Raw genomic sequence first — 26,605 nt, 5'->3', positions numbered from 1 at the left:
GCCCTGCGCGCGGGCCGCCTCGATGCCGGCGCAGGTGACGCGTTCTGCGGGCATGGCGCCGGGTCAGCGCAGGTCGCGGGCCAGCAGGATGGCGTCGTCCGGGCCATCCCCGCGGTCGTCGTAGTACGCCTCGCGCCGGCCGACTTCGCTGAACTGCAAGTTGGCGTAAAGATCGCGGGCGGCGGTGTTGCGCGCGGCGACCTCCAGGTGCAGGCGCCGGGCGCCCTGGGCGCGCGCCTTGTCGGCGACCGCTTCGACCAGCCGGCGGCCCAGCCCCTTGCCCCGGACGTCCTGCAGCACGCCCAGGGTCAGGATTTCCGCCTCGTCCGCCGCGATCCGGGCGAGCACGAAGGCGAGCGGCATGACCTCGCCGAAGTCGCGGCCGGTCGCCAGAAAGGCGATCGCGCCGGGGCCGTCGATCAACTGGGCGACCTCGCTCTCCCCCCAGCGCTGCTTCGGGAACACGTCGTTCTGCAGGGCGGCGATCACCGGCGCGTCCAGCCCGCCGGCGGGTTGAATGGCGGCGTCGCTGACCGGGCGGTCGCTGTCCCCGGCGTTGCCGGCGTCGCGGTCGTCGCTCGACGGGGTCATGCGGAATCCTTCTGCGTCGGGGCGGCCGGGCGGTGGCCCGCGGGCCAGGTGACGTCGGGCGGCCGCAGGTAGACCGGCCGCGGCGGCGGATCGTCGCGGGCCGGCAGCGGCGCCTGTGCGGCCAGATGGGCGAGCGTGGCCGGATCGACCAGGGTCGGGGCGCGGGCCCGCTCGACCGCGCGGCCGGCGGCGCGCAGCGCGGCTTCGGCCCCCGCGTCGCCGTCCCCGGCCAGCAGCAGCGGCCCCCGGGGCAGCGCGGCGTCGAGCGCGTCCGGCGTGACCGCCATCGGCTCGCCCACCGGGGTCAGATCGGGCCGGAACGCCTGGGCGTAGACGTCCGCCCGCTTGGCGTCGATCAGCACCAGCAGGGTGCGGCCGGCGCGTTCCCGCGGGTCGCTGCCGGCGGCGATCGCCGCCAGGCTGCCGATCCCGATCGCCGGGATGCCGAGCGCGAGGGCGTAGCCGCGCGCGGTGGCAAGGCCGATCCGCACCCCGGTGAACGCGCCCGGCCCCGTGGTCACCGCCAGCGCATCCAAGTCGCCGTGGCCGACGCCGGCCGACGTCAGCACCGATTCGATCATCGGCACCAGCCGTTCGGCCTGGCCGCGCGCCATCTCCGCCCGGTCGGCGGCCAGCACGGCGCCGTCGCGCCAGAGCGCGGCCGAACAGCCGCGTCCGGCGGCGTCGAACGCCAGCAGCGTGCGCCCCGTCATGGCCGGGCAGGTCCGGTCTTGCGCGGGCGGCGTGCGCGCGGATGCCGTGCCTTGCCGTCCATGGCGTGATACACGGCCCTGTGATCCGTGGCCGCGGGCCCCGCCGGCCCCCAGCCCGCCGTCACCCGTCCCGCCGTCTCCAAGCCCGCCGCCTTCGAGCCCGCTGTCTGTGAAAAGGAGCCGCCATGCCGCTGCAGCGCATCGCGCCGCCCGACTTCGACGTCGAGATCGACCTGCGCTACGCCACCGCGGACAACGTCACCGGCGCGCCGATCTACGCCAACGCCGTCGCTTATCTGCACCCGATCGCCGCGGAACTGCTGCAGCGCGCGATCGGACTCGCCAAGCCGCTCGGCTACCGGTTCAAGATCTTCGACGCGTTCCGCCCGCCGGAGGCGCAGTGGGCGCTCTGGAACGCCTATCCGTCGGACGAGTTCGTCGCCGATCCGCGCCGCGGCGGCCCGCATTCCCGCGGGGCCGCGGTCGACCTGACGCTGATCGACGGCGACGGGCGCGAGCTCGACATGGGCACCGGGTTCGACGCCTTCACCGCGCAGGCGCACCACGCGCGCACCGACATCCCGCTCGCGGCGCAGCGCAACCGCGCGCTGCTGCTCGGCATCATGACCGCGGCCGGCTGGGACTTCTTCAAGAACGAGTGGTGGCATTACCAGCTCTTCAACGCCCGGCAACGCCTGCCGGTGTTCTCCGACAGCGTGCTGCCGGAACCGATGATGGCGCCGGCCGCAGCCGGCAAGTAGCCGCGCACCCTAGCGACCCGGGGGCCGGCGCGGCCGGCTACTGGATGTCGCAGGCCTGGTCGAAGTCGAGGCGCTTGTCCCGCGGCGGCAGTTGGTCCGGATCGCCGTAACCCAGGTTGCACAGGAAGTTGACCTGCCACGTGCCCTCGGGGAAGAACGCCTGATTGACTTTCGCTTTATCGAACCCGCTCATCGGCCCGACGTCGAGACCGAGCGCCCGGGCGGCCATGATGAAATAGCCGCCTTGCAGCGACCCGTTGCGGAAGGCGTTTTCCTGGATCGCGTCCGGCTTGCCGGCGAACCAGCTGCGCGCGTCGGCCTGGGAGAACAGCTCCGGCAGCTTTTCGTGGAACTCCAGGTCGTAGGCGACGATCGCGCAGACCGGGGCCGCCATCGTCTTGTCGACGTTGCCCTGCATCAGCGCCGGGCGGAGCCTCTCCTTGGCCGCCTGCGACTTGGCGAACACCACCCGCATCGGCTGGCAGTTGGCGCTGGTGGGCGCCCACTTGGCGAGGTCGTAGACCGCCTGCAGCAGGACGTCGCTAACCGCGCGGTCCTGCCAGCCCTTGTGGGTGCGCGCCGCGCGGAACAGCAGGTCCAGGCCGGTGTCGCTCAGCATCCGCTCGCTCATCGCGTCTCGAGCCCTTTTCGCGTTGGCATGTGTGTGTTCTGTCTGCCGGCGGCTGGCGCAGGCGGCCGGTCGGCCGCCGCGTGTCGCCGGCTGCGGCCGTGCGGCAATCTGGCCCAGCGTTAACCGGACGGCAAGTGCCGGCCTTGTGCCCTGCGGCAAGGCCCGTCAGACTCGCGCAACCGGTCCGAGAGCCTGCGGGTCCGGGCCGCCGGACGCCCCGGCCGGCTTGCCGTCCGTGCGCCCGCTTGTCGTTCGTACGAAGGAGCAAACGCGTCTTGGTAGCGCTGATCCGTCTGGTCCGGTCCGCCGTTGCGGGCCTTGCTGCCGTGTTGTTGGCGTTTCCGCTCGCGACCGCAGCGGTGCACGCTCAGAGCGACGCCGGGGGCACGCCGGCCAAGCCCGCGGTCGACAACGGCGCGTCGGTGGTGATGTACCACCGCTTCGGCAACAGCCGGTATCCCAGCACCAATATCACGCTGGCGCAGTTCGAGCAGCACATCGCCGAGCTCAGCAAGCCGAAGTACAACGTGCTGCCGCTGGCCGACATCGTCTCCGCGCTGCGCCAGCAGCGGCCGCTGCCGCCCTACACGGTCGCGATCACGATCGACGACGCCTACCGCTCGGTCTGGCAGGAAGCGGTGCCGCGGCTGCGCGAGGCCGGCCTGCCGTTCACCGTGTTCGTCTCGACCGGTCCGGTCGGCGGGTCCGACTACATGACCTGGGATCAGCTGCGCCAGCTGGCCCGGATGGAGCTGGCGACGATCGGCAACCACACCGTCTCGCACGCTCACCTGACGAAGCTCTCGCCCGACCAGGTGCGGGACGAGCTGGCCAGCGCGCAGGCGCGCTTTCAGGCGGAACTGGGCCGGAAACCGGATCTGTTCGCCTATCCCTACGGCGAATATTCGACCGCCGTTCAGCAGGCGGTGCGCGCGGCCGGCTTCATCGCGGCGTTCGGGCAACAGTCCGGGGCGATCGCGCGCACCAGCGAGCGGTACGGCCTGCCGCGGTTCGCGCTGAACGAGGCGTACGGCGACATGGACCGTTTCCGCACCGTGGTGAACGCCCTGCCGCTGCCGGTGCACGACGTGGTGCCGGACGACAACGTGCTGACGCCGGAGGAGAACCCGCCGATGTACGGCTTCACGGTGCACCAGAGCGTGGACGGGATCGAGGGCCTGGACTGCTACGCCAGCGGCCGCGGCGAACTGGACGTGCAGCGCCTGGGCGGCCAGCGCGTCGAGCTGCGCTTCGACAGCCCGTTCCCCGAGGGCCGGGTGCGCATCAACTGCACCCTGATGGGTCCCGACGGCCGCTGGCGCTGGTTCGGCAACCAGTTCCTGGTGACCGGCTAGAGCAAAATCGATCAAGGTCGGGTCGACCTTCATCTTGCTCTAACTGCTTGAAGAGAGAGCCAGATTCAGCTGAAAGGTGGCTTCACCTTTCAGCATCTTGCTCTAGGTGCACGCGCCAGGCGCGCGGCAATCCGCCGGTCCCGGAGCTGCCGCCAAGTCTCGGTTGGGTTGCGGCAAGGACCCACCCGCTACGCAAGAGCCGGGGCTAGCTCTCGACCGCGTGGCCGATCGCGATCGGCACGCCGCGGCGCTGTCGCACCGCCTGGCGGATCGTCGCCCAGTCGAGCTGGGCGACGCGTTCGCCGAGCGCCGTCATCACGCGCTGCTTGAGGTCGAGGTCGGCGTCCGGCTCGAAACTGCCGGTTTTTTCCAGCTGCCCGGCCTGCTTGGTCGTGGTGTGGGCCTCCATGTAGAAGGTATCGCCGTCCCAGGCGAACTTCAGCGGCTGCTCGACCACCTGCACCGGCGTATTCGACGGCACGGTGTTGTAGAGCGTCTGGATGTCGTTCGGGTACATCCGGATGCAGCCGCGGCTGACCCGCCGGCCGATCCCCCAGACGTTGTTGGTGCCGTGGATCAGGTAGAGCGGCCAGCCCAGATCGAGGGCGTAGGCGCCCAGCGGGTTCTCCGGCCCGGCGCGGACGACCGCCGGCAGGCTGGGGTCGGCCGCGCGCGCCTCCCTGGTCGGACGCCAGGCGGGGTTGCGGCGCTTGCGCGTGACCTTCGTCTCGCCGGTCGGGGTGTCCAGCCCCTCGCGCCCGATGCCGATCGGGAAGGTCTTGACCGTGCCGGGCTGGTCGGCCGGGAAGTAGTACAGCCGCGGCTCCGCCAGGTTGATGACGATGCCCTGCTTCTCGACGTTGGGCAGGATGTGGCGCTTGGGCAGGGTGATCCGCTTGCCCGCGCCCGGCATCCAGGGGTCGAGCTTTGGGTTGGCGGCGACCAGCTCGACGTAGCCGAGGTTGTGCAGGTACGCCAAGTCGGCGAACGTGGTCTCGTAATGCGCCGTCGTGGTCTGCATCGCGCCGATGATGTCCGGGGTTTCCGGCGGCGCGTCGCCGTCGGCGGCCCGCGCCATGGGCGCGGCCAGGAGCAGCACGGCGGCTGCCATCGCCGTCTTGAGCGCGCCCAGCGGCCTTGCGCCGAGCGGCATTGCGCCCAGCGGTCGGGCCGACCGACCGAAACAGGGCCGCGAATTCTCGAAACCGTTCATGCCACGCCGTATCCAGCCTGTTAAGCTGCTCATGCGTCCGTATCCATCGCAGTGTCTACCCGTAATATAGGCAGGAAGTCTTTAGAAAGAATGTGTTCATTGCGTGTAGGTCTGACGGCCCTGGCCGTCGCGGCCGCGGTATGGCTGGTCCCGAACCCCGGGCGGGCCGAGTCACTTGCCCTCGACCCCCAGGCGCTGGAAGCCCGCCTCGCCGACGACCTGCCGGACCTGCCGCGCGGCGTGGCGCCGGCGACGCTGCGCGAGTTCTACGCCGCGCGCGGCCACGCGCCCTTGTGGCTGAACGCCGGGATCCCGCGCGCCGGCACCCTGATCGACCGGCTGGACGCGGCGGCGCGGGAGGGGCTGCGCCCGGCCGACTATCATCCGGCGGCCCTGCGCGCCGATCTGTCGGGATTGGTCGGCGCGGCCGAGCGCGCGGGGCTCGAGCTGCGGCTGAGCGCGCAGTTCCTGCACTACGCCCGCGACCTGTCGCGCGGCCGGGTGCGCCCCGGGACGCTCGACGCCGACGCGCCGCAACCGGCCGACGCGCCGGATGCGGCCGGGCTGCTGCCGGCGCTCGCCGCGGCGGAGGATCCGGCGGCGTTCCTGGACTCGCTCGCGCCGGCGAACCCCGGCTACCGCCGGCTGCGCCGGGCGCTGGCGGAGGTGCGTGCGCTGGCTGAAGCCGGCGGCTGGCCGCGCGTCGAAGGCGTCGCGCGCAAGCTTGAACAGGGCATGACCGGCCCTGGCGTCGCCCAGGTCCGGGCGCGTCTGCGGGCGTCGCGGGACCTGACGATCGCCAGCAAGACGCCCGAGCTGTTCGACCAGCAGCTGGCGCTCGCCGTGCGCCGCTTCCAGGACCGGCACGGGTTGGAGCCGGACGGCATTGTCGGACCCAAGACCCGGATGGAAATGAACCTGCCGGTCGACAGCCGGATCGCCCAGATCGAGGTCAACATGGCGCGCTGGCGCTGGCTGCCGGACGACCTCGGCGAGCGCTACGTGCTGGTCAACCTGGCCGGTCAGGAAGTCGAGCTGGTCGCCGCCGGCAGCGTGCAGCTCGCCATGCGCGCGGTCGTCGGCAAGCCGTTCCGCAAGACCCCGGTGTTTTCCGACGAGATCACCTACCTGGAATTCAACCCCGACTGGACCCTGCCGCCGACCATCCTGCGCCAGGACGTGCTGCCGGAACTGCAACGCGACCCGGGGTACCTCGCCGCCAACCAGATGACGCTCTACGCCGGCTGGTCGGCCGAGGCGGCGCAACTCGACCCGGCGAGCGTCGACTGGGCGCAGGTCACCCCGAAGCGCTTCCCCTACAAGATCGTGCGGGAGCCAGGGCCGGAGAACCCGCTGGGGCAGGTCAAGTTCATGTTCCCCAACGCCCATCACGTTTACCTGCACGACAGCCCGGCCAAGGACCTGTTCGACCGCGCCAGCCGGGCCTTCTCCTCCGGCTGTATCCGGGTCGCCAAGCCGTTCGAGCTGGCCGCGGCGCTGATCGGCGGAACGCCGGTCCCGGCCCGGCTGCGCACGCCGCTCGGCCTGCCGCCGGCGCCCGCCGAGACCGCCGCGGAGGCCGATCCGCCGGTCTGGGACCGCACGCTGATCGACAAGCTGCGCGCCCACGGCAAGACCACGCCGGTCAGCCTGGCCGACGCGGTGCCGGTGCACCTGACCTACTCCACCGTCTGGATCGGGGAGGGCGGCACCATCCACTTCCGCCCCGACATCTACGGCCGCGATCGCGCGCTCGCCCAGGCCCTCGCCAGCCGGCCGATCCCGTAGGCGGGGTTGGCTGCCGGGGGCCGGTACTTCGCTTTTCGGCGATATGTGCTCAACGGGCATAGGCAGCCGTGTAGCGTGCTTCGACACGCGGGCCTGCCGCCCGCTACTCAGCATGAAGACGCTAGTTAGACAATTGAAAACTCTACACCTTCATCCTGAGTAGGACACCGAAGGTGTCCGTGTCGAAGGACGCCACACGGGCGCCCGACGAGCCGTGCAACGGCCTCTCCTGTTGGGAGGGAACGCACCGGCAACGCCCGCCCCGTCCTGCGAGCCCGGATGCACGGCGTGCTGCAAAGGCCCGCGATTTCACATAAAATTTCTTGCAATCGTTAACCGTTCCGCCACCTTAGTGCGCGACGCTGGGTCTTCGAGTCGCACGGTCGCGCAATACCGTGCGACGGCACGCATTGGCCTTTTGGGTCGAAGGACATCGCCAGGTGACGGAAACCATCCATCGGGTTGGGCCGACCGACGCGTCGGCGGAGCGTGCGTGCACCCCGATCGGCCGGCGCGGCCTGCTGGCGGGGCTGGGCGCCGGGGCGGCGATGGCCCTGGTCGGTACGCCGGCGGCGGCGTTCATCCGCCCACCACAGGTGGCGCGGACCCTGGCTTTCGAGCATCTGCACACCGGCGAGCGGCTGGTCGCGCCCTATCTGATCCGCGGCCGGCTCGACGCCGACGGCCTGGGCCGGCTCGACTACATCCTGCGCGACTGGCGCACTGGCGAGGTCGTGCGGATCGACCGGCGGCTCTACGCCCTGCTGGATGCGCTGCGCCAGCGCCTGCGCACCGATGCGCCGTTCCAGATCATCTCCGGCTACCGCGCGCCCAAGACCAACGCCATGCTGCGCGCCGCCTCCAGCGGAGTCGCCAAGCGCAGCTACCACACCCGGGCGATGGCGATCGATATCGTGGTCCCCAACCGCGCGACCGAGCAGGTGCGCGACGCGGCGCTGGCGCTGCGGCGCGGCGGGGTCGGCTATTACCCGTCCTCCGGCTTCGTGCACGTCGACGTTGGCCCGGTCCGCCGATGGTAACAGCCGGCGCGACGCGGAGCGCGGGGCGTCCAATTCCCCGCGTCCCGGCGCGTCCGGACCGAAGAATTGTCCAGAAGCGACACCATTTGGCGGGAAAGCGTCAACGGTCTGTTGACATGCCTCGGGGTTGGTCTACCATTTCCGCCGACAATCGAGTGAAGCCATAGCCCATATTCGCCTTGCGGGAGAGATCGGGTCCGCCTGCGGCTGACCGGCACGTGTGCCGGCTGCCATGACCCGGCGCCGAAGGAGCAACCGCCCCGGAAACTCTCAGGCAAAAGGACCGTAAGGCGACGGGCACTCTGGAGAGCGAGCGCGCGGGTATCGACCCGCTCTCGCGCACCGCACCGAAGGAGTAAACCGCGGCTCGATCGCCCGCTTGGCGTTGTTACCGGGCGGGCACGCGGTGAATCTCTCAGGTCAGACGACAGAGGGGGCATGGCGGCGGATCGCTCCGGCAAGGGCCCGACCGGGCCCGCGTCCGGAACGGTCGCAAACGCGCCGCAGCCGCCGCCTGGAACCGAACCGTCTGAGCCGGGAGAGACGTCATGGCCGACCCTTCGACCGCCGGTGCCCCGACACCGCCGACCGCCGGTACCCCTGCGGATGCGGCGGACCGTGCCGAGACCACGTCGGTCTCGCAGCCGGCGCTTAAGACCACGCCGCTGACCCAGCTGCACCAGGAGTTGGGCGCGAAGATGGTCGAATTCGCCGGCTATTCGATGCCGGTGCAGTACCCACAGGGCATCGTCGCCGAACACCAGCATACCCGCGGCCAGGCGGGCCTGTTCGACATCTCCCACATGGGTCAGGCGTGGCTGGTCGACGCCGAGGACAGCGCGGATGCCGCGCTCGAGCGTCTGGTGCCGGGCGACATCCAGGGCCTGGAGCCGGGCAAGCTGCGCTACACCATGCTGCTCAACGAAACGGGCGGGATCGTCGACGACTTCATCGCCGCCCGCCCGGCCGAGGACGCCCTGCAGGACCGGATCCTGCTGGTGGTCAACGCCGCGCGCAAGCAGGTCGACTTCGATCTGATCGCGCGCGAGCTGGCCGGCGCGGCCACGCTGGAGCGGCTTGAACGGCATGCGCTGATCGCCCTGCAGGGGCCGGCCGCGGGCGGCGTGCTGGATCGCCTGGGGCCGGCGGTGGCCGAACTCGCCCCGATGACCATGATGCAGGGCGAGATCGCCGGGATCGCGGTCCTGGTCAGCCGGTCCGGCTACACCGGCGAGGACGGGTTCGAGATCTCCGTGCCCGACGCACAGGCGGAGACGCTGTTCCGCAAGCTGCTGGACCAGCCGGAGGTCGCGCCGGTCGGCCTGGGCGCGCGCGATTCGCTGCGCCTGGAAGCGGGCCTGTGCCTCTACGGCCACGACCTGAGCGAGCGGACGACACCGGTCGAGGCCAGCCTGAGCTGGACGATCGCGACGCGCCGGCGGCGCGCCTGCGACTTCCCGGGCGGCGAGACGATTCGCCAGCAGCTGGAACACGGCGCAGCGGACAAGCGCGTCGGCCTGCTGCCGGAGGGGCGCGCCCCGGTGCGCGAGGGCGCGGAGCTGTATGCCCCGGACGGCGGCGGCAAGATCGGGACGGTCACCAGCGGCGGATTCGGCCCCAGCGTCGGCGCGCCGGTCGCGATGGGCTACCTCCAAGCGGACTACGCCAAGCCGGGTACGGCGGTCGACGCGCTGGTGCGCGGCAAGCCGCGGCGCTGCCGGGTCGCGAGGTTCCCGTTCGCCGGGCCGAAGGTCCGCGCCGGCCGAGAGTGAGCGGCGGCGGCAACCTTCGCCCGCTAACGGACGTTAACGCCAGGCGGGGCCGAAAAGCGCGGCGGGCCCCTTCAAGAGACGGGACAGCAGGGAGACTTCGACGATGAGCGAGACGCGCTACACCTCCGATCACGAGTGGATCCGGCTGGAGGACGACGGCACCGCGACGGTCGGGATTACCAGTCATGCCCAGGAGCAGCTGGGCGATATCGTGTTCGTCGAGCTGCCGGATGCCGGCACCGAGGTCGCCCAGGGCGACGAGATCGGCGTCGTCGAATCGGTCAAGGCCGCGAGCGAGGTCTACGCCCCGGTCGCCGGCGAGATCATCGAGCCGAACGAGGCGCTGCCCGACGAGCCGGCGACCGTGAACAGCGACCCGATGGGCGGCGGCTGGTTCTTCAAGATGAAGGTCGCCGACCCGAGCGAGGTCCAGGCGCTGATGGACGAGGCCGCCTACCGGGAACACTGCGGCGAGAGCTGATCGCGCCGCCGCACGTGCCCGCCGAGGCGCCCGGGCCGAAACGGGGGCGCGCGGGACCGCGCCGAGGCGAACAGACGGGATCGGGCGACCGCCACCTGCGCCGGGATCGGCCGGGGGCGTCGACGCAACGGGCCGCGCCGATACAAGGGAGACCCTTATCATGGCGACACAGCGTCAGAGCGACCGCAAGCCGGCGCTGAGCGAGCTGGCTCAGACCGGCGATTTCATCGGCCGGCACATCGGACCCGACGCGGCCGAGCGGAAGGCGATGCTGAAGGCGCTGGGCGTCGGCTCGCTGGACAAGCTGGTCGATCAGGCCGTGCCCGGCACGATCCGCGAAACCGAGCGGATGCCGCTGGGCGCGCCGATGGGCGAGCAGCAGGCGCTGGACGCCCTGCGCGGCCTGGCGGACCAGAACCGTACGGCGAAGTCGCTGATCGGGCTCGGCTTCCACAACACCATCACCCCGCCGGTGATCCAACGCAACGTGCTCGAGAACCCCGGCTGGTACACCGCCTACACGCCCTACCAGCCGGAGATCAGTCAGGGCCGGCTGGAAGCGCTGCTGAACTACCAGCAGATGGTGATCGACCTGACCGGCATGGAGCTCGCCAACGCCTCGCTGCTCGACGAGTCGACGGCGGCCGCCGAGGCGATGTCGATGATGCAGCGCGTCTCCAAGTCGAAGTCCAAGCGTTTCCTGGTCGACGCCAACGCGCACCCGCAGACGATCGCGGTGATGCGCACCCGGGCCGAGCCGCTGGGGCTGCAGCTGCAGGTCGACGACCCGGCGAACTTCCCGGGTCAGGAGGCGTTCGGCGTGCTGGTGCAGTACCCCGACACGACCGGCGCGGTGCCCGACCACCGCAAGCTGGTCGAAACCCTGCACGCCGAGGGCACGCTGGTCGCGGTCGCGACCGACCTGTTGGCGCTGTGCCGCCTGCAGGCGCCCGGCGCGTGGGGCGCGGACGTGGTGCTGGGCAACAGCCAGCGGTTCGGCGTGCCGCTCGGCTACGGCGGGCCGCACGCGGCGTTCTTCGCCACCCACGACAAGTTCAAGCGCAACGTGCCCGGCCGGATCATCGGGGTCAGCGTCGACAGCGACGGCAACCCGGCGCTGCGCATGGCTCTGCAGACCCGCGAGCAGCACATCCGCCGCGACAAGGCGACCTCGAACATCTGCACCGCCCAGGTGCTGCTCGCCAACATGGCCGGGCTGTACGCCTGCTGGCACGGCCCCGACGGGCTGTGGACGATCGCCGAGCGGGTGCACCGCCTCACCGGCATCCTGGCCGCCGGGCTGGACGCGCTCGGCTTCACGCGGGTCAACCGGCAGTTCTTCGACACCCTGACGGTCGAGGCCGGCGACCGCGCGCCCGCGATCCTGAAGCGCGCGCTCGACGACCACGAGATCAACCTGCGCGCCTTGGACGCGGGCCGGATCGCCGTCGCGCTGGACGAGACCTGCACGCCGGCGACGGTGGACGCGCTCTTACAGGCGTTCGCCGGCAAGGCGGAGATCGGCATGCAGGCCGCCAAGATGGACGGCAAGGCGGTCGACGGCCTGCCCGAGGACCTGCGGCGCGGGGTCGACTACCTCGACCACCCGAACTTCAATTCCGTCCACACCGAGACGGAGATGATGCGCTACCTGCGCCGGCTGCAGTCGAAGGACGTCGCGCTCGACCGGTCGATGATCCCGCTCGGCTCCTGCACCATGAAGCTGAACGCGGCCGCCGAGATGCAGCCGGTGTCCTGGCCGGAATTCGCCCAGATCCACCCGTTCGCGCCCAAGGACCAGGCGGCCGGCTATCACAAGATGGCCGACGACCTCGCCGACAAGCTGGCGAGGATGACCGGCTTCCATTCGGTCACGCTGCAGCCGAACTCGGGCGCGCAGGGCGAATACGCCGGCCTGCTGCTGATCCGCGCGTATCACGACTCGCGCGGTCAGGGGCACCGCTCGGTCGTGCTGATCCCGACCAGCGCGCACGGCACCAACCCGGCGAGCGCCAAGATGGCGGGCTACCGGGTGCAGCTGGTCGACTGCGACGACCACGGCAACGTCGACGTCGACGACCTGACGGCGAAGATCGACCAGCACCGCGACGACCTCGCCGGCCTGATGGTCACCTACCCGTCGACCCACGGCGTGTTCGAGAGCGCGATCAAGGACATCTGCGCGCGCGTCCACGATGCCGGCGGGCAGGTCTACATGGATGGCGCCAACCTGAACGCGCTCCTGGGCGTGGCCAACCCGGGCCATTTCGGCGCCGACGTCGCGCACATGAACCTGCACAAGACCTTCTGCATCCCGCACGGCGGCGGCGGGCCGGGCGTCGGCCCGGTCGGCGTGGCCGAGCACTTGGCGCCGTTCCTGCCGGGCCACCCGCTCGACCCGGAGTGCGGCGGCCAGCAGGCGATCGGGCCGATCTGCGCCACCCCGCTGGGGTCCGCCGGGATCCTGCCGATCTCCTGGATGTACGTCGCCATGATGGGCGCGGAAGGCCTGACCCGGGCGACCGAGGTGGCGATCCTGAACGCCAACTACCTGGCCCACCGGCTCAGCGAAGGCTATCCGATCCTCTACCGCGGCGCGCAGGGCCGGGTGGCCCACGAATGCATCGTCGACACCCGCGTGCTGCGCGATGACTGCGGCATCTCGGTCGACGACGTCGCCAAGCGGCTGATCGACTTCGGCTACCACGCGCCGACCATGTCCTGGCCGGTCGCGGGCGCGCTGATGGTCGAGCCGACCGAATCCGAGAGCAAGGCCGAGATCGACCGCTTCTGCGAGGCGATGCTGACGATCGCCCGGGAGGCGCGCGAGGTCCAGAAAGGGACCTGGCCGCAGGACGACAACCCGCTGGTCAACGCCCCGCACACCCTGGCCCAGGTGACCGCGGACAGCTGGTCGCACGCCTACAGCCGGCAGGTCGCGGCCTACCCGGCCGACCACCTGCTGCAGGACAAGTACTGGGCCCCGGTCAACCGCGTCGACAACGCCTACGGCGACCGGCACCTGGTGTGCACCTGCCCGCCGATCGAAGCCTACCGGGAAGCCGCCGAGTAGGCGGCGGACAAAAGCGGCCGGCAACCCGAAAACTTATCCCTCTCCTCCAAGTGGGAGGAGAGGGAGCACCTCCTACCCCGCGAGACGGTCCAGCCGGTCGGCTGCCAGGTCGATGTCGAAGGCGGCCCACAGCGGGTGGTGGTCGGACAGTTGGTCGCGGCGGAAGTACTGCCGGTAGAAGCTGGCGGCGTCGCGCGGGGCTTGGCCGTCGTCCTTGCGCAGTTCGGGGCGGTAGCGGCTGTACTGGTCGTCGCGGAACACCCAGTCGAACAGCGGCAGCACCCCTTGGCCGCGCGGCGCCAGGCCCGGCCGGTCGGCGAAGCGGTAGGCGATCTGGTCGTAGAACCGGCCGACCTTGCCCTCGCGCGCGGCCAACAGCGCGTCCCGCCCGACCGGGATGCGGAAGCCGTTGTTCGCCAGTTCGCGCGCGATCGCGCTGTCGGCCTCGTGAAAATCGAAGTCGCCCAGCAGGATCAGGTTGCGGGTGGGCGCGGCCGGATCGACCGTGCGCTCGGCCATGTGCAGGGCCAGCGCTTCCGCCGCCGCGCGGCGGGCGGCCTCGGGATCGGACATGTCCGCCGGCGGCGCGCGCAGCTGCAGGCTGGCCAGCGCGAACTCGAAGCCGCTGGCGCGGAAGCTCGCCATCAGCGGCGAGCGGGCGAGCGCGCGCACCGGCACCCGCCGGCGGCCGACGACCTCAGTGTCGGGCAGCACGAACTCGCCGCAGATGCCGGCGAACTGGACCGTGCGGGTGTCGTAGACGATGCCGACCCGCTCGTCCGCGTCGCCGCCGCCCAGCAGGTCGGACACCATGAACGCCCAGCTGTCGCCCAGCAGCGCGCGCACCCGCTCCAGCCCGGCCAGGTCGCCGGCCAGCTCGCGTAGGAACACCACGTCGAAGTGCGACAGGACCTCGGCGATGTACCAGTAGCTTTCCGGCAGGCGCGGCCGGCCGCCCAGCTGCTTGACGTTCCAGCTGGCGACCCGGAGCGTGCGGTCCAGATCGCGCGGCGGCAGCACGCCCTCCAGGCCGCTGCGCAGGTCCCGCAGGTTGGTGGCCGTGCGCGCGACCGGCAACGGCGGGTCGGCGGACGGCAGGTCGTAGTTTTCGAGCGGCATGCGCGGGCGGATCCACGAAAGATTGGGCGCGGCCAAACCCAGGTATAGCTCACGAACCCTGGTATAGCTCAGCACCGGGCCCGGCGCGAGACCGGGCTACCCGGTGACCCGCCAGACGCTGGTGGCGCACAGCTCCCGGTCCTCCAGCTCCCGGGTGGTCGGCACGGTGTAGTGCGCCAGCCGGCTCAGGCCGTGGGACGGCAGGTAGTGGCGGTGCGGATCGCCGACCAGCACCTCCGCCCCGCCGCGCGCGAGGCGCTTGAGCCAGGGCGCGACCCGCGCGGCCATCGCCCGTTCGTAGAACACGTCGCCCGCCAATACGACGTCCCAATCGCCGGGCGCGTCGATCAGATCGGCGTCGGTGACCGCGAGCGTGACGTCGTTGGCGACCGCGTTGAGGTTCATCGCGGCGCAGGCGAACGGGTCGAGGTCGCTTGCCGTCGCGTGCGTCGCGCCGGCCTTGATCGCCGCGATCGCGCACAGGCCGGAGCCGGCGGCGAAGTCCAGCACCCGCTTGCCGCGCACGACCTCGGGCGTGTCCAAGAGGTAGCGCGCCAGCGCCTGCCCGCCGGCCCAGGCGAACGCCCAATAGGGCGGCGGCACGCCGTTCGCCGCCAGCGCGTCCTCGCTCGCGTGCCACAGCGGGTTCAACTCGTTCGCCCCGTAGATCGCGATCTCCGGGATCAGGCGGGGAGACGCGAGCGAGGTCTGCTCGCGGACGAAGGCGGCGGGCGCCCGCGCCGGTTCGGGCGAGGGGGCGCTCATGCCGCCCCGGCCGCCAGCAGGATTCCGGTGAACAGCAGGAAGCCGACGACGCGGTTGGCCTTGAACTTGGTCAGGCAGTCCTGGTGGTCGTCGATCTCGAGCGTCAGGATCTGCCAGCCGAAGTGCAGCGCGACCGCGCCGATGCCGATCAGGTAGCCGGCGTTCAGTCCGGCGGCCCAGCCGGCCGCGGTCCAGAAGCTGAGCGCGGTCAGGAAGAACACCACCAGCGCCGGCCGGGTCCAGCGGCCCAGCTTGAGGGCGGCCGACTTCACCCCGATCAGCAGGTCGTCTTCCTTGTCCTGGTGGGCGTAGATCGTGTCGTAGCCGAGCGTCCAGGCGATCCCGCCCAGGTAGAGCAGCAGCGCTGGAGCCGCCAGCGCGTGGTCCGCCGCCGCCCAGCCGACCAGCGCGCCCCAGTTGAAGGTCAGGCCGAGCCAGGCCTGCGGCCAGTAGGTGATCCGCTTCATGAACGGATAGGCGGCGACCAGGGCGAGCGAGATCAGCCCCAGCCAGATCGCCGGGAAGCCCAGCTGCAGCAGCACCGCGAGGCCGACCAGCGACAGCCCGACCAGCAGCGCCCAGCCCTCGCGCACGCTGACCAGCCCGGCGGCGATCGGCCGGCTGGCGGTGCGCGCGACCTCGCCGTCGATGTCGCGGTCGACCACGTCGTTGTAGGTACAGCCCGCCCCGCGCATCACCAGGGCGCCGATCGCGAACAGCACCAGCAGATAGATGCTGGGCGCCTGGCCGTCGGCCGCCGCGGCCATCGAGGCCGACCACCAGCACGGCCACAGCAGCAGCCAGGTGCCGATCGGCCGGTCGGCGCGCGCCAGCCGCAGGAACGGCCGCCAGGGGGTGGGCGGATAGCGGTCGATCCAGCTGCCCGTCGGGATGTCGCTGCGGGTCTCCGGGGCGTGGCCGCTCGCGGAGGCGCGCTGACGGGCGGGCTGCTGCTGGGGCGTGTTCTTGCCGGCGGCTGTCATGGGGCGCGATCTTTCCACTGGAACGCCGTTGGCTCAAGGTGGCACACCGGCGTCGGGCGTCCACCGTGATCGACGTCAAAACCACCCGAACCGATGAACCGGGTCGAGGAGCCGTTGTTGAGCGTGAGCGAACGCCGGATCGCCACCCGTCTGTGCGTCGACGCGCCGCTGGGCGCGGGCCAGACGGTCGGGCTGGCCCCCCAACAGGCGCACTACCTGCGGACGGTCCTGCGGCTGTCGACGGGCGCGGACCTGGCGCTGTTCAACGGCCGCGACGGCGAGTGGCGCGCGCGGATCGACGCGCTGGGCAAGGGCTGGGCCTCGCTGGCGGTGATCGATCAGCGCCGGGCGCAGCAGCCGGAGCCGGACGTCTGGCTGGTGTTCGCGCCGATCAAGCGCGCCCGGCTCGACTTCCTGGTGGAAAAGGCGTGCGAGCTGGGGGCGGCCCGCCTGCTGCCGGTGTTCACCCAGAACACCGACGTCTCCCGGGTCAACTGCGAGCGGCTGCGCGCGAACTGCCGGGAGGCGGCCGAGCAGTGCGAACGGCTGAGCGTGCCCGAGGTCGCGGAGCCGACCGGCCTGCGCGACCTGCTGGCCGACTGGCCGGCCGACCGGCACCTGCTGGTCGCCGCGGAATCGGGCCACGCCCCGCCGGTCGCGGAGGCGCTCGCACGCGCCCGGGAGCAGGCCGGCGGCCGGGCCGGCGTGCCCGCGTCGGCGGCGCCCTGGGCCGTGCTGGTGGGGCCGGAGGGCGGCTTCACCGAAGCGGAGCTTGACGCCCTCAGCAAACTTCCCTTTGTTACCGCCGCCGGGCTCGGGCCGCGGGTGCTGCGCGCCGACACGGCCGGGATCGCGCTGCTCGCCTGCTGGCAGGCCTGGCTCGGCGACGGCGACGCCCGCCCGCCCTTCCGGGGCTGACGCGTCACCGGGGCCACACAGCTTCGGCGCCGCCGCCCGCCCCGCCGTTCGTTCAACCGCGCAAGCCAGCCGACAAGAAGAGACCGCCGATGTCCGCTCCCCCGACCGCCAAGGGCGCGCCGATCGAACGCCGCGAGCAGCTGGTGCAGGCCCTGGCCGACGGCTGCAAGCCGCGCAGCGACTGGCGGATCGGCACCGAGCACGAGAAGTTCGCCTACACCCTCGACGGCCACCGCCCGGTGCCCTACGCGGCTCCCGAGGGCGCCGCCGGCATCGGCAACCTGTTGGAGGGGATGACCCGGTTCGGCTGGCAGCGGGTCGAGGAGAACGGGCGGGTGATCGCGCTGAAGGATTCCGCCGGCTGCAACATCTCGCTGGAGCCGGGCGGGCAACTGGAGCTGTCCGGCGCGCCGGTGCGCACGCTGCACGAGACCTGCCGGGAAGTGAATCAGCACCTGGCGCAGGTGAAGCAGGTCGCGGCGCCGCTTGGCGTGGGCATGCTGGGCATGGGGTTCACGCCCGACTGGACGCGCGCCGAGATGCCCTGGATGCCCAAGCAGCGCTATTCGGTGATGGGCAACTACATGCCCAAGGTCGGCAACCTCGGCCTCGACATGATGCTGCGCACCTGCACCGTGCAGGTGAACCTGGACTTCGCCGACGAGGCCGACATGGTGAAGAAGATGCGCGTCGGCCTGGCGCTGCAGCCGGTCGCGACCGCCCTGTTCGCCAACTCGCCGTTCAGCGAGGGCAAGCCCAACGGCTTCCTGTCCTACCGCAGCCACATCTGGACCGATACCGACCCCGACCGCTGCGGCATGCTGCCGTTCGTGTTCGAGGACGGCTTCGGCTTCGAGCGCTACGTCGAGTACGTGCTCGACGTGCCGATGTACTTCGTGTTCCGCGACGGCACTTTCCACGACGTCGCCGGCAAGTCGTTCCGGGATTTCCTCAACGGCGAGCTGGAAGGCTTCGAGGGGCAGATCCCGTACATGTCCGACTGGTCGGACCACCTGACCACGCTGTTCCCGGAGGTCCGGCTGAAGTCCTACATCGAGATGCGCGGGGCCGACGGCGGCCCGTGGAACGTCCTGTGCGCGCTGCCGGCCTTCTGGGTCGGGCTGCTGTACAACGCAAGCGCGCTGGATGCGGCCTGGGACCTGATGAAGGACTGGACGGTCGACGAGCTGATGGAGCTGCGCGCGCAGGTGCCCCGCCACGGGCTGAACGCCCGGGTCGGCGGCACCCGGGTGCTCGACCTGGGCCGTGCGGCCCTGGAGATCGCCGACCACGGCCTGGCGGCGCGCGACAACACCGACGGCATCTTCGGCCAGGACGAACGCCAGTTCCTGACCCCGCTCAAGCGGATCCTGGACGCGGGCGAGACCTGGGCGGAAGAAAAGCTCCGCCGCTATCACGAAAAATGGGACCAGTCGGTCGACCCGATCTACCAGTACTATTCGTACTGATCGATCACGGTTCCGTCGGGTGGGGTCGCGCGGCAACTCGCCAACCAAAGGTTGCGACGCGCACGTCCGGTCGCGGTGGATTGCCGCGATCGCGGCGGCGCCATCCCACGGCTGTCCCGAAGACACCCCCGGTGCATAAAAAGGCCGGCCGAGCGGAAGGGGGGGTACCGCCGGCCGGCCAAGTCGGGCAGTCGGACGAGCTGTTTCGAGGGATTCGAAACGCTCGCCTCCACAATATGCCGAAAACAGCTAAGCAGGCGTGAATCGTTTGCGTTGCCGACGCGTTAAAAGCGTGTCCAAACGCCCCGGCGCGCGTGACCGGTGCGTGTCAGTCCAAAAAAGCCGGTACCCCGGCCGGCCGGCGGGGCGCCATTCGGTCTCGGGTGGCAGACCGGCCGTGGGCGGCTAAGCCGCCTCACGCCGCCGTGCCGCCGACGGTGATCTCGTCGACCTTCAGGGTCGGTTGGCCGACGCCCACGGGCACGCCCTGGCCTTCCTTGCCGCACATGCCGATGCCGGTGTCGAGCTTCATGTCGTTGCCGACCATCGACACCTTGGTGAGCACGTCGGGCCCGTTGCCGATCAGGGTCGCGCCCTTGACCGGCGCACCGATCTTGCCGTCCTCGATCAGGTAGGCCTCGGTGCAGGAGAACACGAACTTGCCGCTGGTGATGTCGACCTGCCCGCCGCCGAAGGCGGTGGCGTAGATCCCCTTCTCGACCGAGGCGACGATCTCGCCCGGATCGCGGTCGCCGTTCTCCATCACGGTGTTGGTCATCCGCGGCATCGGCGCGTGGGCGTAGGACTGCCGGCGGCCGTTGCCGGTCGGCGTGTGGCCCATCAGGCGGGCGTTCTGCCGGTCCTGCATGTAGCCGACCAGCCGGCCGTCCTCGATCAGGGTGGTGCGGTTGGTGGGCGTGCCCTCGTCGTCGATCGACAGCGAGCCGCGCCGGTCCTGCAGCGTGCCGTCGTCGACCACGGTCACGCCCGGGGACGCGATCCGCTCGCCCATCAGGCCGGCGAAGGCGCTCGTCTTCTTGCGGTTGAAGTCGCCCTCCAGGCCGTGGCCGATCGCCTCGTGCAGCAGGATGCCGGGCCAGCCGGCGCCCAGCACCACCGGCAGCGTGCCCGCCGGCGCGTCGACCGAGTCGAGGTTGACCAGCGCCTGGCGCAGCGCCTCGTCGACCGCGGCCTGCCAGTGGCCGGGCTCCATGTAGATCTCGTAGCCGGTGCGCCCGCCGGCGCCGTGCATGCCGCTCTCCATCCGGTCGCCCTGGCCGCAGACGAGCTGGACGTTGAGCCGGACCAGCGGCCGGACGTCGGCGACGTGGTGGCCGTCGGCGCGCACGATCCGCACCGCCTGCCAGGAGCCGGTCAGCGAGGCGGAGACCTGCTTGACCCGGCTGTCCTTCGACCGGGCGTAGGCGTCGATCTCCCCCAGCAGCTTGACCTTGTCCTCGAAGGCGACGTCGTTCAGCGGGTTGGCGTCGGCGTAGAGCACCCGGTTGGTGCCGATCGGCGGCTCCGCGATCACCCCGGAGCGGCCCTGGTGGACCGCGCCGACCGTGCCGGCGGCGCGCTTGATCGCGTCCTCCGACAGGTCGTTGGAATGGGCGTAGCCGGCCGCCTCGCCGGCGACCGAGCGCAGACCGAAGCCCTGCATGGTGTCGTACGACGCGCTTTTCAGCCGGCCGTCGTCGAACGCGAGCGATTCGCTCTGGGTGTATTCCAGGAACAGTTCGCCGTCGTCGGCGCCCTTCAGCGCGTCGTCGACCAGCTTCTCGGTGCGGTGCTTGTCCAGGCCGGCGCGCTCGAAGAACAGCGTGTCGGTGGTGGCGAGATGCGACATGGCGGCGGCTCCGCTTGGGCTCGAACGAATGGGGCGCGCGAGACGGCCGGGTAGGTGGCAGGCCATCGGGCTAAGGCCTAAACGGCCGGTTCGCGCGCACGGCCTGTTCCTGATATAAGGCGCACGGGCGCGCGCGTCATCCATGGCCGTAGTCCACACCCGTGCCCCGGTGCGCGTCCAGCCGCGCGTCATCCCGCGAAAACCAGGAGCGGAGAGGGCTTTGTCGAGCGACATCAAGCAGGGCGAGCCGCGTGCCCAGGAGCTGCAGGCCACGCCCAAGCCGGTCGACCACCCGGACCGGCGGCAGCTGAACGAGGAAGTGCACGCCCGGCCGTTCGCTCATCTGGAGGCGCCGGAGCGCGCCACGCACCTGGCGCTCCTGACCGGGGAAGCCGGGGTGGAGACCGACCTCGCGCATCTCAACAAGCTGTGCGAGCGCTACCAGATCGCGCCGCCGATGGCCGAGCAGAACCACTGCCTGCTCGACTTCGGCGACTTCCGCCTCAAGTGGGAGCGCCACACCGAGTTCACCAGCTACACCTTCTTCGCCGACGGCCCGCTGCCGGACGACCCCTTCAAGAACTCCGCGGTCGAGCAGCTGCCGCGCGACTGGGTGGAGAGCATCCCGGGCCAGGTGCTGTCCGCCGTCAAGGTCGTGGTCGAGCCGCGCAGCGCGCCCAAGCGCGCGCCGGAGGCCGCGACCAAGTTCATGTCGTCGGCCAACTTCGCCGCCGCGCAGTGCTCCGGCGGCGCGGCGATGGCGTTCATGGACTTCGCCATGGACGCCCAGGGCTACGGCCGGGTGTTCGTGCGCGACCATTCGCTGCGCCCGCGCCAGGCTGGCCGGCTGGTGCAGCGGCTGATGGAGATCGAGACCTACCGGATGATGGCGCTGCTCGCCTTTCCACTGGCGCGCTCGCGCGGCGGCGAGCTGACCCGGATGGGCAACCGCCTGACCGACATCACCCAGCGGATGACCGAGCTCCGCGCCCTGGAGGACGAGCGCCAGCTGCTGGTCGACATCACCGCGCTGTCGGCGGACGTCGAGCGGGTGGCGGCCGAGACCTCCTACCGCTTCTCCGCGTCGAGCGCTTACTACGCCCTGGTCGAGCGCCGGATCGCGGAACTGCGCGAACAGCGCCTGGAGGGCTACCAGACCTTCAAGGAGTTCATGGAACGCCGCCTGACCCCGGCGATGCGCACCTGCGATGCGGTGCGCGACCGGCTGGAGACGCTGTCCCGCCGGGTGACCCGCGCGGGCCAGCTGCTGCGCACCCGCGTCGACATCCAGGTGGAGGGGCAGAACCGCGACCTGCTGGCCTCGATGGACCGGCGCGCGAAGCTGCAGCTGCGCTTGCAGGAGACGGTCGAGGGCCTGTCCCTGGCCGCGATCACGTACTACGCCGTCGGGCTGGTCAACTACGTCACCGAAGGCGCGGTCGAGGCCGGCCTGGGCGTGCCGGTCGACCTGATCACCGCGGTCGCCGTCCCGGTTGTGGCGATCACCGCCTTCATCGCCGTGCGCCGCGTGCGCCGGCGGATCCAGAAAGCGGAAGGCGGGGGGTAGGCGCGGCGCTTCGGAGCGCCCTCGGGCGTGGCGGACGCGAAAAGCGCGGCGACCACCTAACCCTGTCCCTCTCCCCAATAGAGGAGAGGGGACCCGCCGAGGCGCCTTTGACAACTCGCGGGCGGTGAAGCCGCAGGCCGCCGACGGCGCTCCCCGCGGCACGAAAAAGGGGCGCGAACGCGCGCCGAAAACGGCCGCCTTCGTGCCCCTTTGTGTCCCTCGTACCCTCTCGTGGTGACCAGAGCACCACCAAAGCGGCACGAAGCAGGCGTAGAGCCGCGGGCTAGCCGGCCTTGCTGACCTTCTGCTCGCGCTTGCGCTGGTTGGGGTCGAGCGTCTTCTTGCGCAGGCGGATCGCGGTCGGGGTGACCTCGACCAGCTCGTCGTCGGCGATGTAGGACATCGCCTGTTCCAGCGCCATGCGCACCGGCGGGGTCAGCTTGATCGCCTCGTCCTTGCCGCTGGCGCGCACGTTGGTCAGCTGCTTGGCCTTGACCGGGTTGACCTCGAGGTCGGTCGGGCGGGCGTGCTCGCCGATCACCATGCCCTCGTAGACGGTGTCGCCCGGATCGATGAACAGCGTGCCGCGGTCCTCGAAGTTGTTCAGCGAGTAGGAGGTCGCCTCGCCGTTGGCCTGCGAGATGATCGCGCCGTTGCGCCGGGACGGCACCGAGCCCCGGTAGGGCGCGTAGCCGTCGAACACTCGGTGCATCAGGCCGGTGCCGCGGGTGTCGGTCATGAACTCGCCCATGTAGCCGATCAGCCCGCGCGCCGGCACGCGGAAGGCGATCCGGGTCTTGCCGCCGCCCGACGGCTTCATGTCGACCATTTCGCCGCGGCGCTGCTGCAGCTTTTCCATCACCGTGCCGGAGTGCTCGTCGTCGACGTCGATCTGGACGTACTCGATCGGCTCCAGCGTCTCGCCGGTGTTCGGGTCCGTCTGGAAGATCACCTGCGGGCGAGAGATCGACAGCTCGTAGCCCTCCCGGCGCATGCTCTCGATCAGCACGCCCAGCTGCAGCTCGCCGCGTCCGGCGACGACGAAGGATTCCTTGTCCGGGCTTTCCTGGATGTCGAGCGCGACGTTGCCTTCCGCCTCGCGCAGCAGGCGCGTGCGGATCAGCCGGCTGGTGACCTTGTCGCCCTCCTTGCCGGCCAAGGGGCTGTCGTTGATCGAGAAGGTCATCGACAGGGTCGGCGGGTCGATCGGGTCGGCGGGGATCGGCTCGGTCACCTCGGGCGCGCAGATCGTGTCCGCCACGGTCGCTTCCGACAGGCCGGCGATGCAGACGATGTCGCCCGCGCGCGCCTCCTCCACCGGGACCCGCTGCAGGCCGCGGAAAGCGAGCAGCTTGCTCAGCCGGCCGCTTTCCAGCGCCTTGGTGCCGTCGCGGCTGATCGCCTTGACCTGCATGTTCTGCTTGGCGGTGCCTTCCAGCACGCGTCCGGTCAGGATCCGGCCCAGGTAGGGGTCGGCCTCCAGCACGGTCGCCAGCAGCTTGAACGGCTTGGTCTCGTCGCCGCTGGCCTGGGGCACGCGCTGCAGGATGCTCTCGAACAGCGGCGCCATGTCCTGGCGCGCGCCGTCGGGGTCCATCGCCGACCAGCCTTCCTTGGCGCTGGCGAACACGGTCGGGAAGTCGAGCTGTTCCTCGTCCGCCTCCAGGGCGGTGAACAGGTCGAACACCTCTTCCTGGACCTCCCAGGCGCGGGCATCCGGGCGGTCGGCCTTGTTGACCACCACGATCGGCTTCAGGCCCTTGGCGAGCGCCTTCATGGTGACGAACTTGGTCTGCGGCATCGGGCCCTCGGCCGCGTCGACCAGCAGCAGCACGCCGTCGACCATGTTCAGGATGCGCTCGACCTCGCCGCCGAAGTCGGCGTGGCCTGGGGTGTCGACGATGTTGATGTGGTTGCCGTTCCACATCAGCGAGGTGCACTTCGCCAGGATGGTGATGCCGCGCTCGCGCTCCTGGTCGTTTGTGTCCATCGCCCGGTCGGCGATCTGCTGGTTCTCGCGGAAGGTGCCGCTCTGGCGCAGCAGCTGGTCGACCAGGGTGGTCTTGCCGTGGTCGACGTGCGCGATGATGGCGAGGTTGCGGGGCGCGCCCTCGCGGATCGGTTCGCTCATGGATCGTGTCCTTACAACGTCTCTTGCGACGTGCTTACGTGTCGGGTGTCTCGATGGGTCGCGCGGGCCCCGGCTGGATGCCGGGCGTGGGCGGCGTGCGGGCGGGTCGTCAGCCCCGCACGGCCTGCGCGATCAGGTTGTTCAGCGGCATCTCCGGCCGGGCGCCGACGTGCGAGATCGCCTCCGCCGCCGCGGCCGCGCCGAGCCGGCCGCAGTCCGGCAGGCCGTAGCCCTGGGTGAAGCCGTAGAGGAAGCCGGCGGCGTAGAGATCGCCGGCGCCGGTGGTGTCGGCCAGGCGCTCCGGCGTTGCCGCGTCCACCACGTGGACCTCCTCGCCGGACAGCACAAGCGAGCCCTTGGCGCTGCGGGTCAGCGCGGCGACCTCGCAGTGGCCGCGGACGTGCTGCAGCGCGTCGTCGAAGGCGTCGACCTGGTACAGCTTGGTGATCTCGTCCTCGTTGGCGAACAGGATGTCGACGTGGTTCTCCACCAGGTCCAGGAAGCTGTCCCGGTGGCGGTCGACGCAGAAGCCGTCGGACAGCGACAGGGCGACCCGGTTGCCGCTCTCGTGCGCGGCCCGGGCGGCCTCGACGAACGCCTGCTTGGCCGCCGGCGCATCCCACAGGTAGCCTTCCAGGTAGGTCACCTTGGCCTGGGCGATCTGGTGGTGGTCCAGGTCGTCCGGCCCCAGCTCGGTGCTGGCGCCCAGGAAGGTCGCCATGGTGCGCTGCGCGTCCGGGGTGACGAACACCAGGCAGCGCGCGGTCGGCAGGCCGGTCGCGGCCGACGGCGTCTCGAAGTCCACGCCGGTCGCCTGGATGTCGTGCCGGAAGATGCCGCCCAGCTGGTCGTTGCGGACCTTGCCGATGAACGCGCCGCGCCCGCCCAGGCTGGCGATGCCGGCCATGGTGTTGGCGACCGAGCCGCCGGACATCTCGGTGGCCGGGCCCATCGCCTCGTACAGGCGGTGCGCCTGATCGCTGTCGATCAGGGTCATGCCGCCCTTGGGCAGCGCGTGCGCGGCCAGGAAGTCGTCGTCGCTTCGCGCGATCACGTCGACGATCGCGTTGCCGATGCCCAGCACGTCGAGGCGCAGCTCGCTCATCCGGTTACGGTCCCGTTCATCTTCGGCTTGCAGTGCCCTTCGGACGCGTCCGCGCCCGCCCAGGGTCAGGTACGAAACGCGCGCCGCCGGCCACTCCGGCCAGGGGCGCGCGCAGCGCGAGTATACGCGCGGTTTCGTCAGGAACAACCGCAGTGCACAATCGCCCGCCATGCGTGGCGCGCGGAGCCCCGGAGATGTCCCGTGGCCGGCCGCCGATGATCCCAGCGCCCTTGCGGGCGATGGCCGGAGGGGGTTATCAGCCGGGCCATGATCCAGGGACTCCTGAAAGCCGTCGGCCAGCTGGGCGACCCCGAGTTGCGCAAGATCGTCTGGCGCGCGCTCGCGCTCGCGATCCTGGTGTTCGCGGTCCTGTGGGGCCTGTCGTGGTGGCTGCTCGACTGGGCCGGCGGCGGGCTGGTCGCCTGGCTCGGCACCGAGGGCTTCTGGGGCGGCCTGATCGAGGGGCTGGTCGAACTGGGCGGTCTGGCGGCCGTGCTGATCGCCTCGTTCCTGCTGTTCCCGGCGGCGATGGGGATGACCCAGGGGGTGTTCCTGGAGGACGCCGCCGGCGTGGTCGAGGGCAGGCATTTCCGCGACCTGCCGGAGGCNGCGCGAGCAGCCGATCCTGGAAGGCGTGCGGGATGCCCTGTCGCTGGCGCTGACGACGATCTTTCTTAACGTCGTGATCCTGCCTGTTTACCTTATCTTATCCCTTATCCCCCCATTGAATGTTATCGTGTTTTACGCGCTCAACGGGTACCTGCTGGGGCGGGAGTATTTCGAGGTCGTGGCGGTCCGCCGCCTGGCCCATGACCAGGTCCGCACGCTGCGCCGCCGCCATCGCGGCCGGCTGACGACGGCGGGGGTGGTCATTACGGTGATGCTCACGATCCCGGTGGTGAACCTGTTGGCGCCCGTGGTGGCCACGGCCTTCATGGTGCACGTCTTCGAGCGCCTGCGCCGCAACGCCGGGCTGCCCGCGACGCGCACCGACGCCGCCTGACGCGCCCGCCGCACGGCATCCGGCGCGGCCGAGGGGCGGCCAACGCATCAGGGGACGCACGTCCGGCCTGCTAGGCTGGGCGCGGGGGTCGCCCGACACCGCCCCCGCCGGACCGCCGGCGGCAGGCACTGGAACAGGCCGATACCGGCCCGCCAGCAACGGGCGGTCGGGCGCGCAGCGAGGAGTTTGGAAGGTCCGCGATGTTCAACAAGCGTAAGAATCAGGCCAACCGCCAGGGTCAAGCGACCTGGCAGGAGCCCAAGGTCGATCCGGCCGCG

At 70.9% G+C, this 26,605-nt stretch carries 21 protein-coding genes, 1 pseudogene and 2 riboswitches; of the genes and pseudogenes, 12 read left to right on the top strand and 10 right to left on the bottom strand.

Annotated elements, in window-relative coordinates; all coding sequences use genetic code 11:
• Positions 1-63: 63 nt before the first annotated feature.
• Positions 64-591, bottom strand: a complete 528-nt coding sequence (locus CKO28_RS15930; RefSeq protein ID WP_200341794.1) for a GNAT family N-acetyltransferase — start codon at positions 589-591, stop codon at positions 64-66.
• Positions 588-1,304: a tRNA (adenosine(37)-N6)-threonylcarbamoyltransferase complex dimerization subunit type 1 TsaB gene (gene tsaB, locus CKO28_RS15925; protein ID WP_200341793.1), complete on the bottom strand. Its 717-nt coding sequence runs from the start codon at positions 1,302-1,304 to the stop codon at positions 588-590. The genes CKO28_RS15930 and tsaB overlap by 4 nt, the downstream gene beginning before the upstream one ends.
• A gap of 185 nt (positions 1,305-1,489) precedes the next feature.
• Here tsaB and ddpX point away from each other — a divergent pair, with 185 nt between their 5' ends.
• Entirely contained in the window at positions 1,490-2,065 is a 576-nt protein-coding gene (gene ddpX / locus CKO28_RS15920; RefSeq protein WP_200341792.1) for a D-alanyl-D-alanine dipeptidase, read from the top strand.
• A gap of 37 nt (positions 2,066-2,102) precedes the next feature.
• Here the strand turns inward: ddpX and CKO28_RS15915 are convergent, their stop codons facing one another.
• Positions 2,103-2,696 carry a malonic semialdehyde reductase gene (locus CKO28_RS15915; RefSeq protein WP_200341791.1) on the bottom strand — a complete coding sequence of 198 codons (594 nt, stop codon included), beginning with the start codon at positions 2,694-2,696 and terminating at the stop codon, positions 2,103-2,105.
• Between the two features lie 275 nt (positions 2,697-2,971).
• Between CKO28_RS15915 and CKO28_RS15910 the strand changes: the two genes are divergently transcribed.
• Positions 2,972-4,051 carry a polysaccharide deacetylase family protein gene (locus tag CKO28_RS15910; RefSeq protein WP_242480597.1) on the top strand — a complete coding sequence of 360 codons (1,080 nt, stop codon included), beginning with the start codon at positions 2,972-2,974 and terminating at the stop codon, positions 4,049-4,051.
• A 205-nt stretch (positions 4,052-4,256) separates the two neighbouring features.
• On the opposite strand, the gene CKO28_RS15905 is transcribed toward CKO28_RS15910, so the two are convergent.
• On the bottom strand, positions 4,257-5,264 hold the full coding sequence (locus CKO28_RS15905) for a L,D-transpeptidase family protein (protein WP_207168840.1): 1,008 nt from the start codon (positions 5,262-5,264) through the stop codon (positions 4,257-4,259).
• A 99-nt stretch (positions 5,265-5,363) separates the two neighbouring features.
• Here CKO28_RS15905 and CKO28_RS15900 point away from each other — a divergent pair, with 99 nt between their 5' ends.
• The 5 genes from CKO28_RS15900 (at position 5,364) to gcvP (ending at position 13,418) form a co-directional block, all read left to right on the top strand.
• Complete coding sequence (locus CKO28_RS15900) at positions 5,364-7,052, top strand: L,D-transpeptidase family protein (RefSeq protein WP_200341788.1); 1,689 nt, start codon at positions 5,364-5,366, stop codon at positions 7,050-7,052.
• A gap of 440 nt (positions 7,053-7,492) precedes the next feature.
• Entirely contained in the window at positions 7,493-8,092 is a 600-nt protein-coding gene (gene mepK / locus CKO28_RS15895; protein WP_338050150.1) for a peptidoglycan L,D-endopeptidase MepK, read from the top strand.
• Positions 8,093-8,264: 172 nt separating this feature from the next.
• A riboswitch (glycine riboswitch) is annotated at positions 8,265-8,388 on the top strand.
• A 2-nt stretch (positions 8,389-8,390) separates the two neighbouring features.
• Positions 8,391-8,527: riboswitch (glycine riboswitch) on the top strand.
• A gap of 113 nt (positions 8,528-8,640) precedes the next feature.
• Positions 8,641-9,864, top strand: a complete 1,224-nt coding sequence (gene gcvT / locus CKO28_RS15890; protein ID WP_200341787.1) for a glycine cleavage system aminomethyltransferase GcvT — start codon at positions 8,641-8,643, stop codon at positions 9,862-9,864.
• 103 nt (positions 9,865-9,967) lie between these two features.
• Positions 9,968-10,345: a glycine cleavage system protein GcvH gene (gcvH, locus tag CKO28_RS15885; protein ID WP_200341786.1), complete on the top strand. Its 378-nt coding sequence runs from the start codon at positions 9,968-9,970 to the stop codon at positions 10,343-10,345.
• 160 nt (positions 10,346-10,505) lie between these two features.
• Entirely contained in the window at positions 10,506-13,418 is a 2,913-nt protein-coding gene (gene gcvP, locus CKO28_RS15880; protein WP_200341785.1) for an aminomethyl-transferring glycine dehydrogenase, read from the top strand.
• Between the two features lie 72 nt (positions 13,419-13,490).
• On the opposite strand, the gene CKO28_RS15875 is transcribed toward gcvP, so the two are convergent.
• The 3 genes from CKO28_RS15875 to ubiA all read right to left on the bottom strand — a co-directional run bounded on the left by CKO28_RS15875 (position 13,491) and on the right by ubiA (position 16,285).
• Complete coding sequence (locus tag CKO28_RS15875; protein ID WP_200341784.1) at positions 13,491-14,537, bottom strand: exonuclease/endonuclease/phosphatase family protein; 1,047 nt, start codon at positions 14,535-14,537, stop codon at positions 13,491-13,493.
• Positions 14,538-14,633: 96 nt separating this feature from the next.
• Positions 14,634-15,302 (bottom strand): class I SAM-dependent methyltransferase, encoded by a 669-nt coding sequence (locus tag CKO28_RS15870; protein ID WP_200341783.1) that lies wholly within the window; start codon positions 15,300-15,302, stop codon positions 14,634-14,636.
• Positions 15,299-16,285: a 4-hydroxybenzoate octaprenyltransferase gene (ubiA, locus tag CKO28_RS15865; protein WP_200341782.1), complete on the bottom strand. Its 987-nt coding sequence runs from the start codon at positions 16,283-16,285 to the stop codon at positions 15,299-15,301. The genes CKO28_RS15870 and ubiA overlap by 4 nt, the downstream gene beginning before the upstream one ends.
• Before the next feature lie 123 nt (positions 16,286-16,408).
• On the opposite strand from ubiA, the gene CKO28_RS15860 reads away from it, so the two are divergent.
• Both CKO28_RS15860 and CKO28_RS15855 read left to right on the top strand, forming a co-directional pair.
• Positions 16,409-17,203, top strand: coding sequence for a 16S rRNA (uracil(1498)-N(3))-methyltransferase (locus CKO28_RS15860; RefSeq protein ID WP_338050153.1), 795 nt, complete (start codon positions 16,409-16,411; stop codon positions 17,201-17,203).
• An 89-nt stretch (positions 17,204-17,292) separates the two neighbouring features.
• Positions 17,293-18,672, top strand: a complete 1,380-nt coding sequence (locus tag CKO28_RS15855) for a glutamate--cysteine ligase (protein WP_200341780.1) — start codon at positions 17,293-17,295, stop codon at positions 18,670-18,672.
• Between the two features lie 415 nt (positions 18,673-19,087).
• Here CKO28_RS15855 and tldD read toward each other — a convergent pair whose 3' ends face one another.
• Positions 19,088-20,521: a metalloprotease TldD gene (gene tldD, locus CKO28_RS15850; protein WP_200341779.1), complete on the bottom strand. Its 1,434-nt coding sequence runs from the start codon at positions 20,519-20,521 to the stop codon at positions 19,088-19,090.
• Between the two features lie 220 nt (positions 20,522-20,741).
• Between tldD and CKO28_RS15845 the strand changes: the two genes are divergently transcribed.
• Complete coding sequence (locus CKO28_RS15845) at positions 20,742-22,088, top strand: DUF3422 family protein (protein ID WP_242480595.1); 1,347 nt, start codon at positions 20,742-20,744, stop codon at positions 22,086-22,088.
• Positions 22,089-22,371: 283 nt separating this feature from the next.
• Here CKO28_RS15845 and typA read toward each other — a convergent pair whose 3' ends face one another.
• The gene (gene typA, locus CKO28_RS15840) at positions 22,372-24,219 is read right to left on the bottom strand and encodes a translational GTPase TypA (RefSeq protein WP_200341777.1); all 1,848 of its coding nucleotides are present in this window, start codon (positions 24,217-24,219) and stop codon (positions 22,372-22,374) included.
• A gap of 109 nt (positions 24,220-24,328) precedes the next feature.
• Positions 24,329-25,324, bottom strand: a complete 996-nt coding sequence (locus CKO28_RS15835; RefSeq protein WP_200341776.1) for an adenosine kinase — start codon at positions 25,322-25,324, stop codon at positions 24,329-24,331.
• A 267-nt stretch (positions 25,325-25,591) separates the two neighbouring features.
• Between CKO28_RS15835 and CKO28_RS29345 the strand changes: the two are divergent.
• Both CKO28_RS29345 and CKO28_RS29340 read left to right on the top strand, forming a co-directional pair.
• Positions 25,592-25,932: pseudogene (locus tag CKO28_RS29345) on the top strand (EI24 domain-containing protein); the annotation flags it as partial.
• Positions 25,933-25,958: 26 nt separating this feature from the next.
• Positions 25,959-26,327 (top strand): EI24 domain-containing protein, encoded by a 369-nt coding sequence (locus CKO28_RS29340; RefSeq protein WP_200341774.1) that lies wholly within the window; start codon positions 25,959-25,961, stop codon positions 26,325-26,327.
• Positions 26,328-26,605: the final 278 nt, after the last annotated feature.

The sequence above is a fragment of the Rhodovibrio sodomensis genome (genome assembly GCF_016583645.1).
Lineage (GTDB): Bacteria > Pseudomonadota > Alphaproteobacteria > Kiloniellales > Rhodovibrionaceae > Rhodovibrio > Rhodovibrio sodomensis.
The sequence above is the reverse complement of the archived record's forward strand: the minus strand, read 5'-3'. Positions and strand labels throughout refer to the sequence as shown.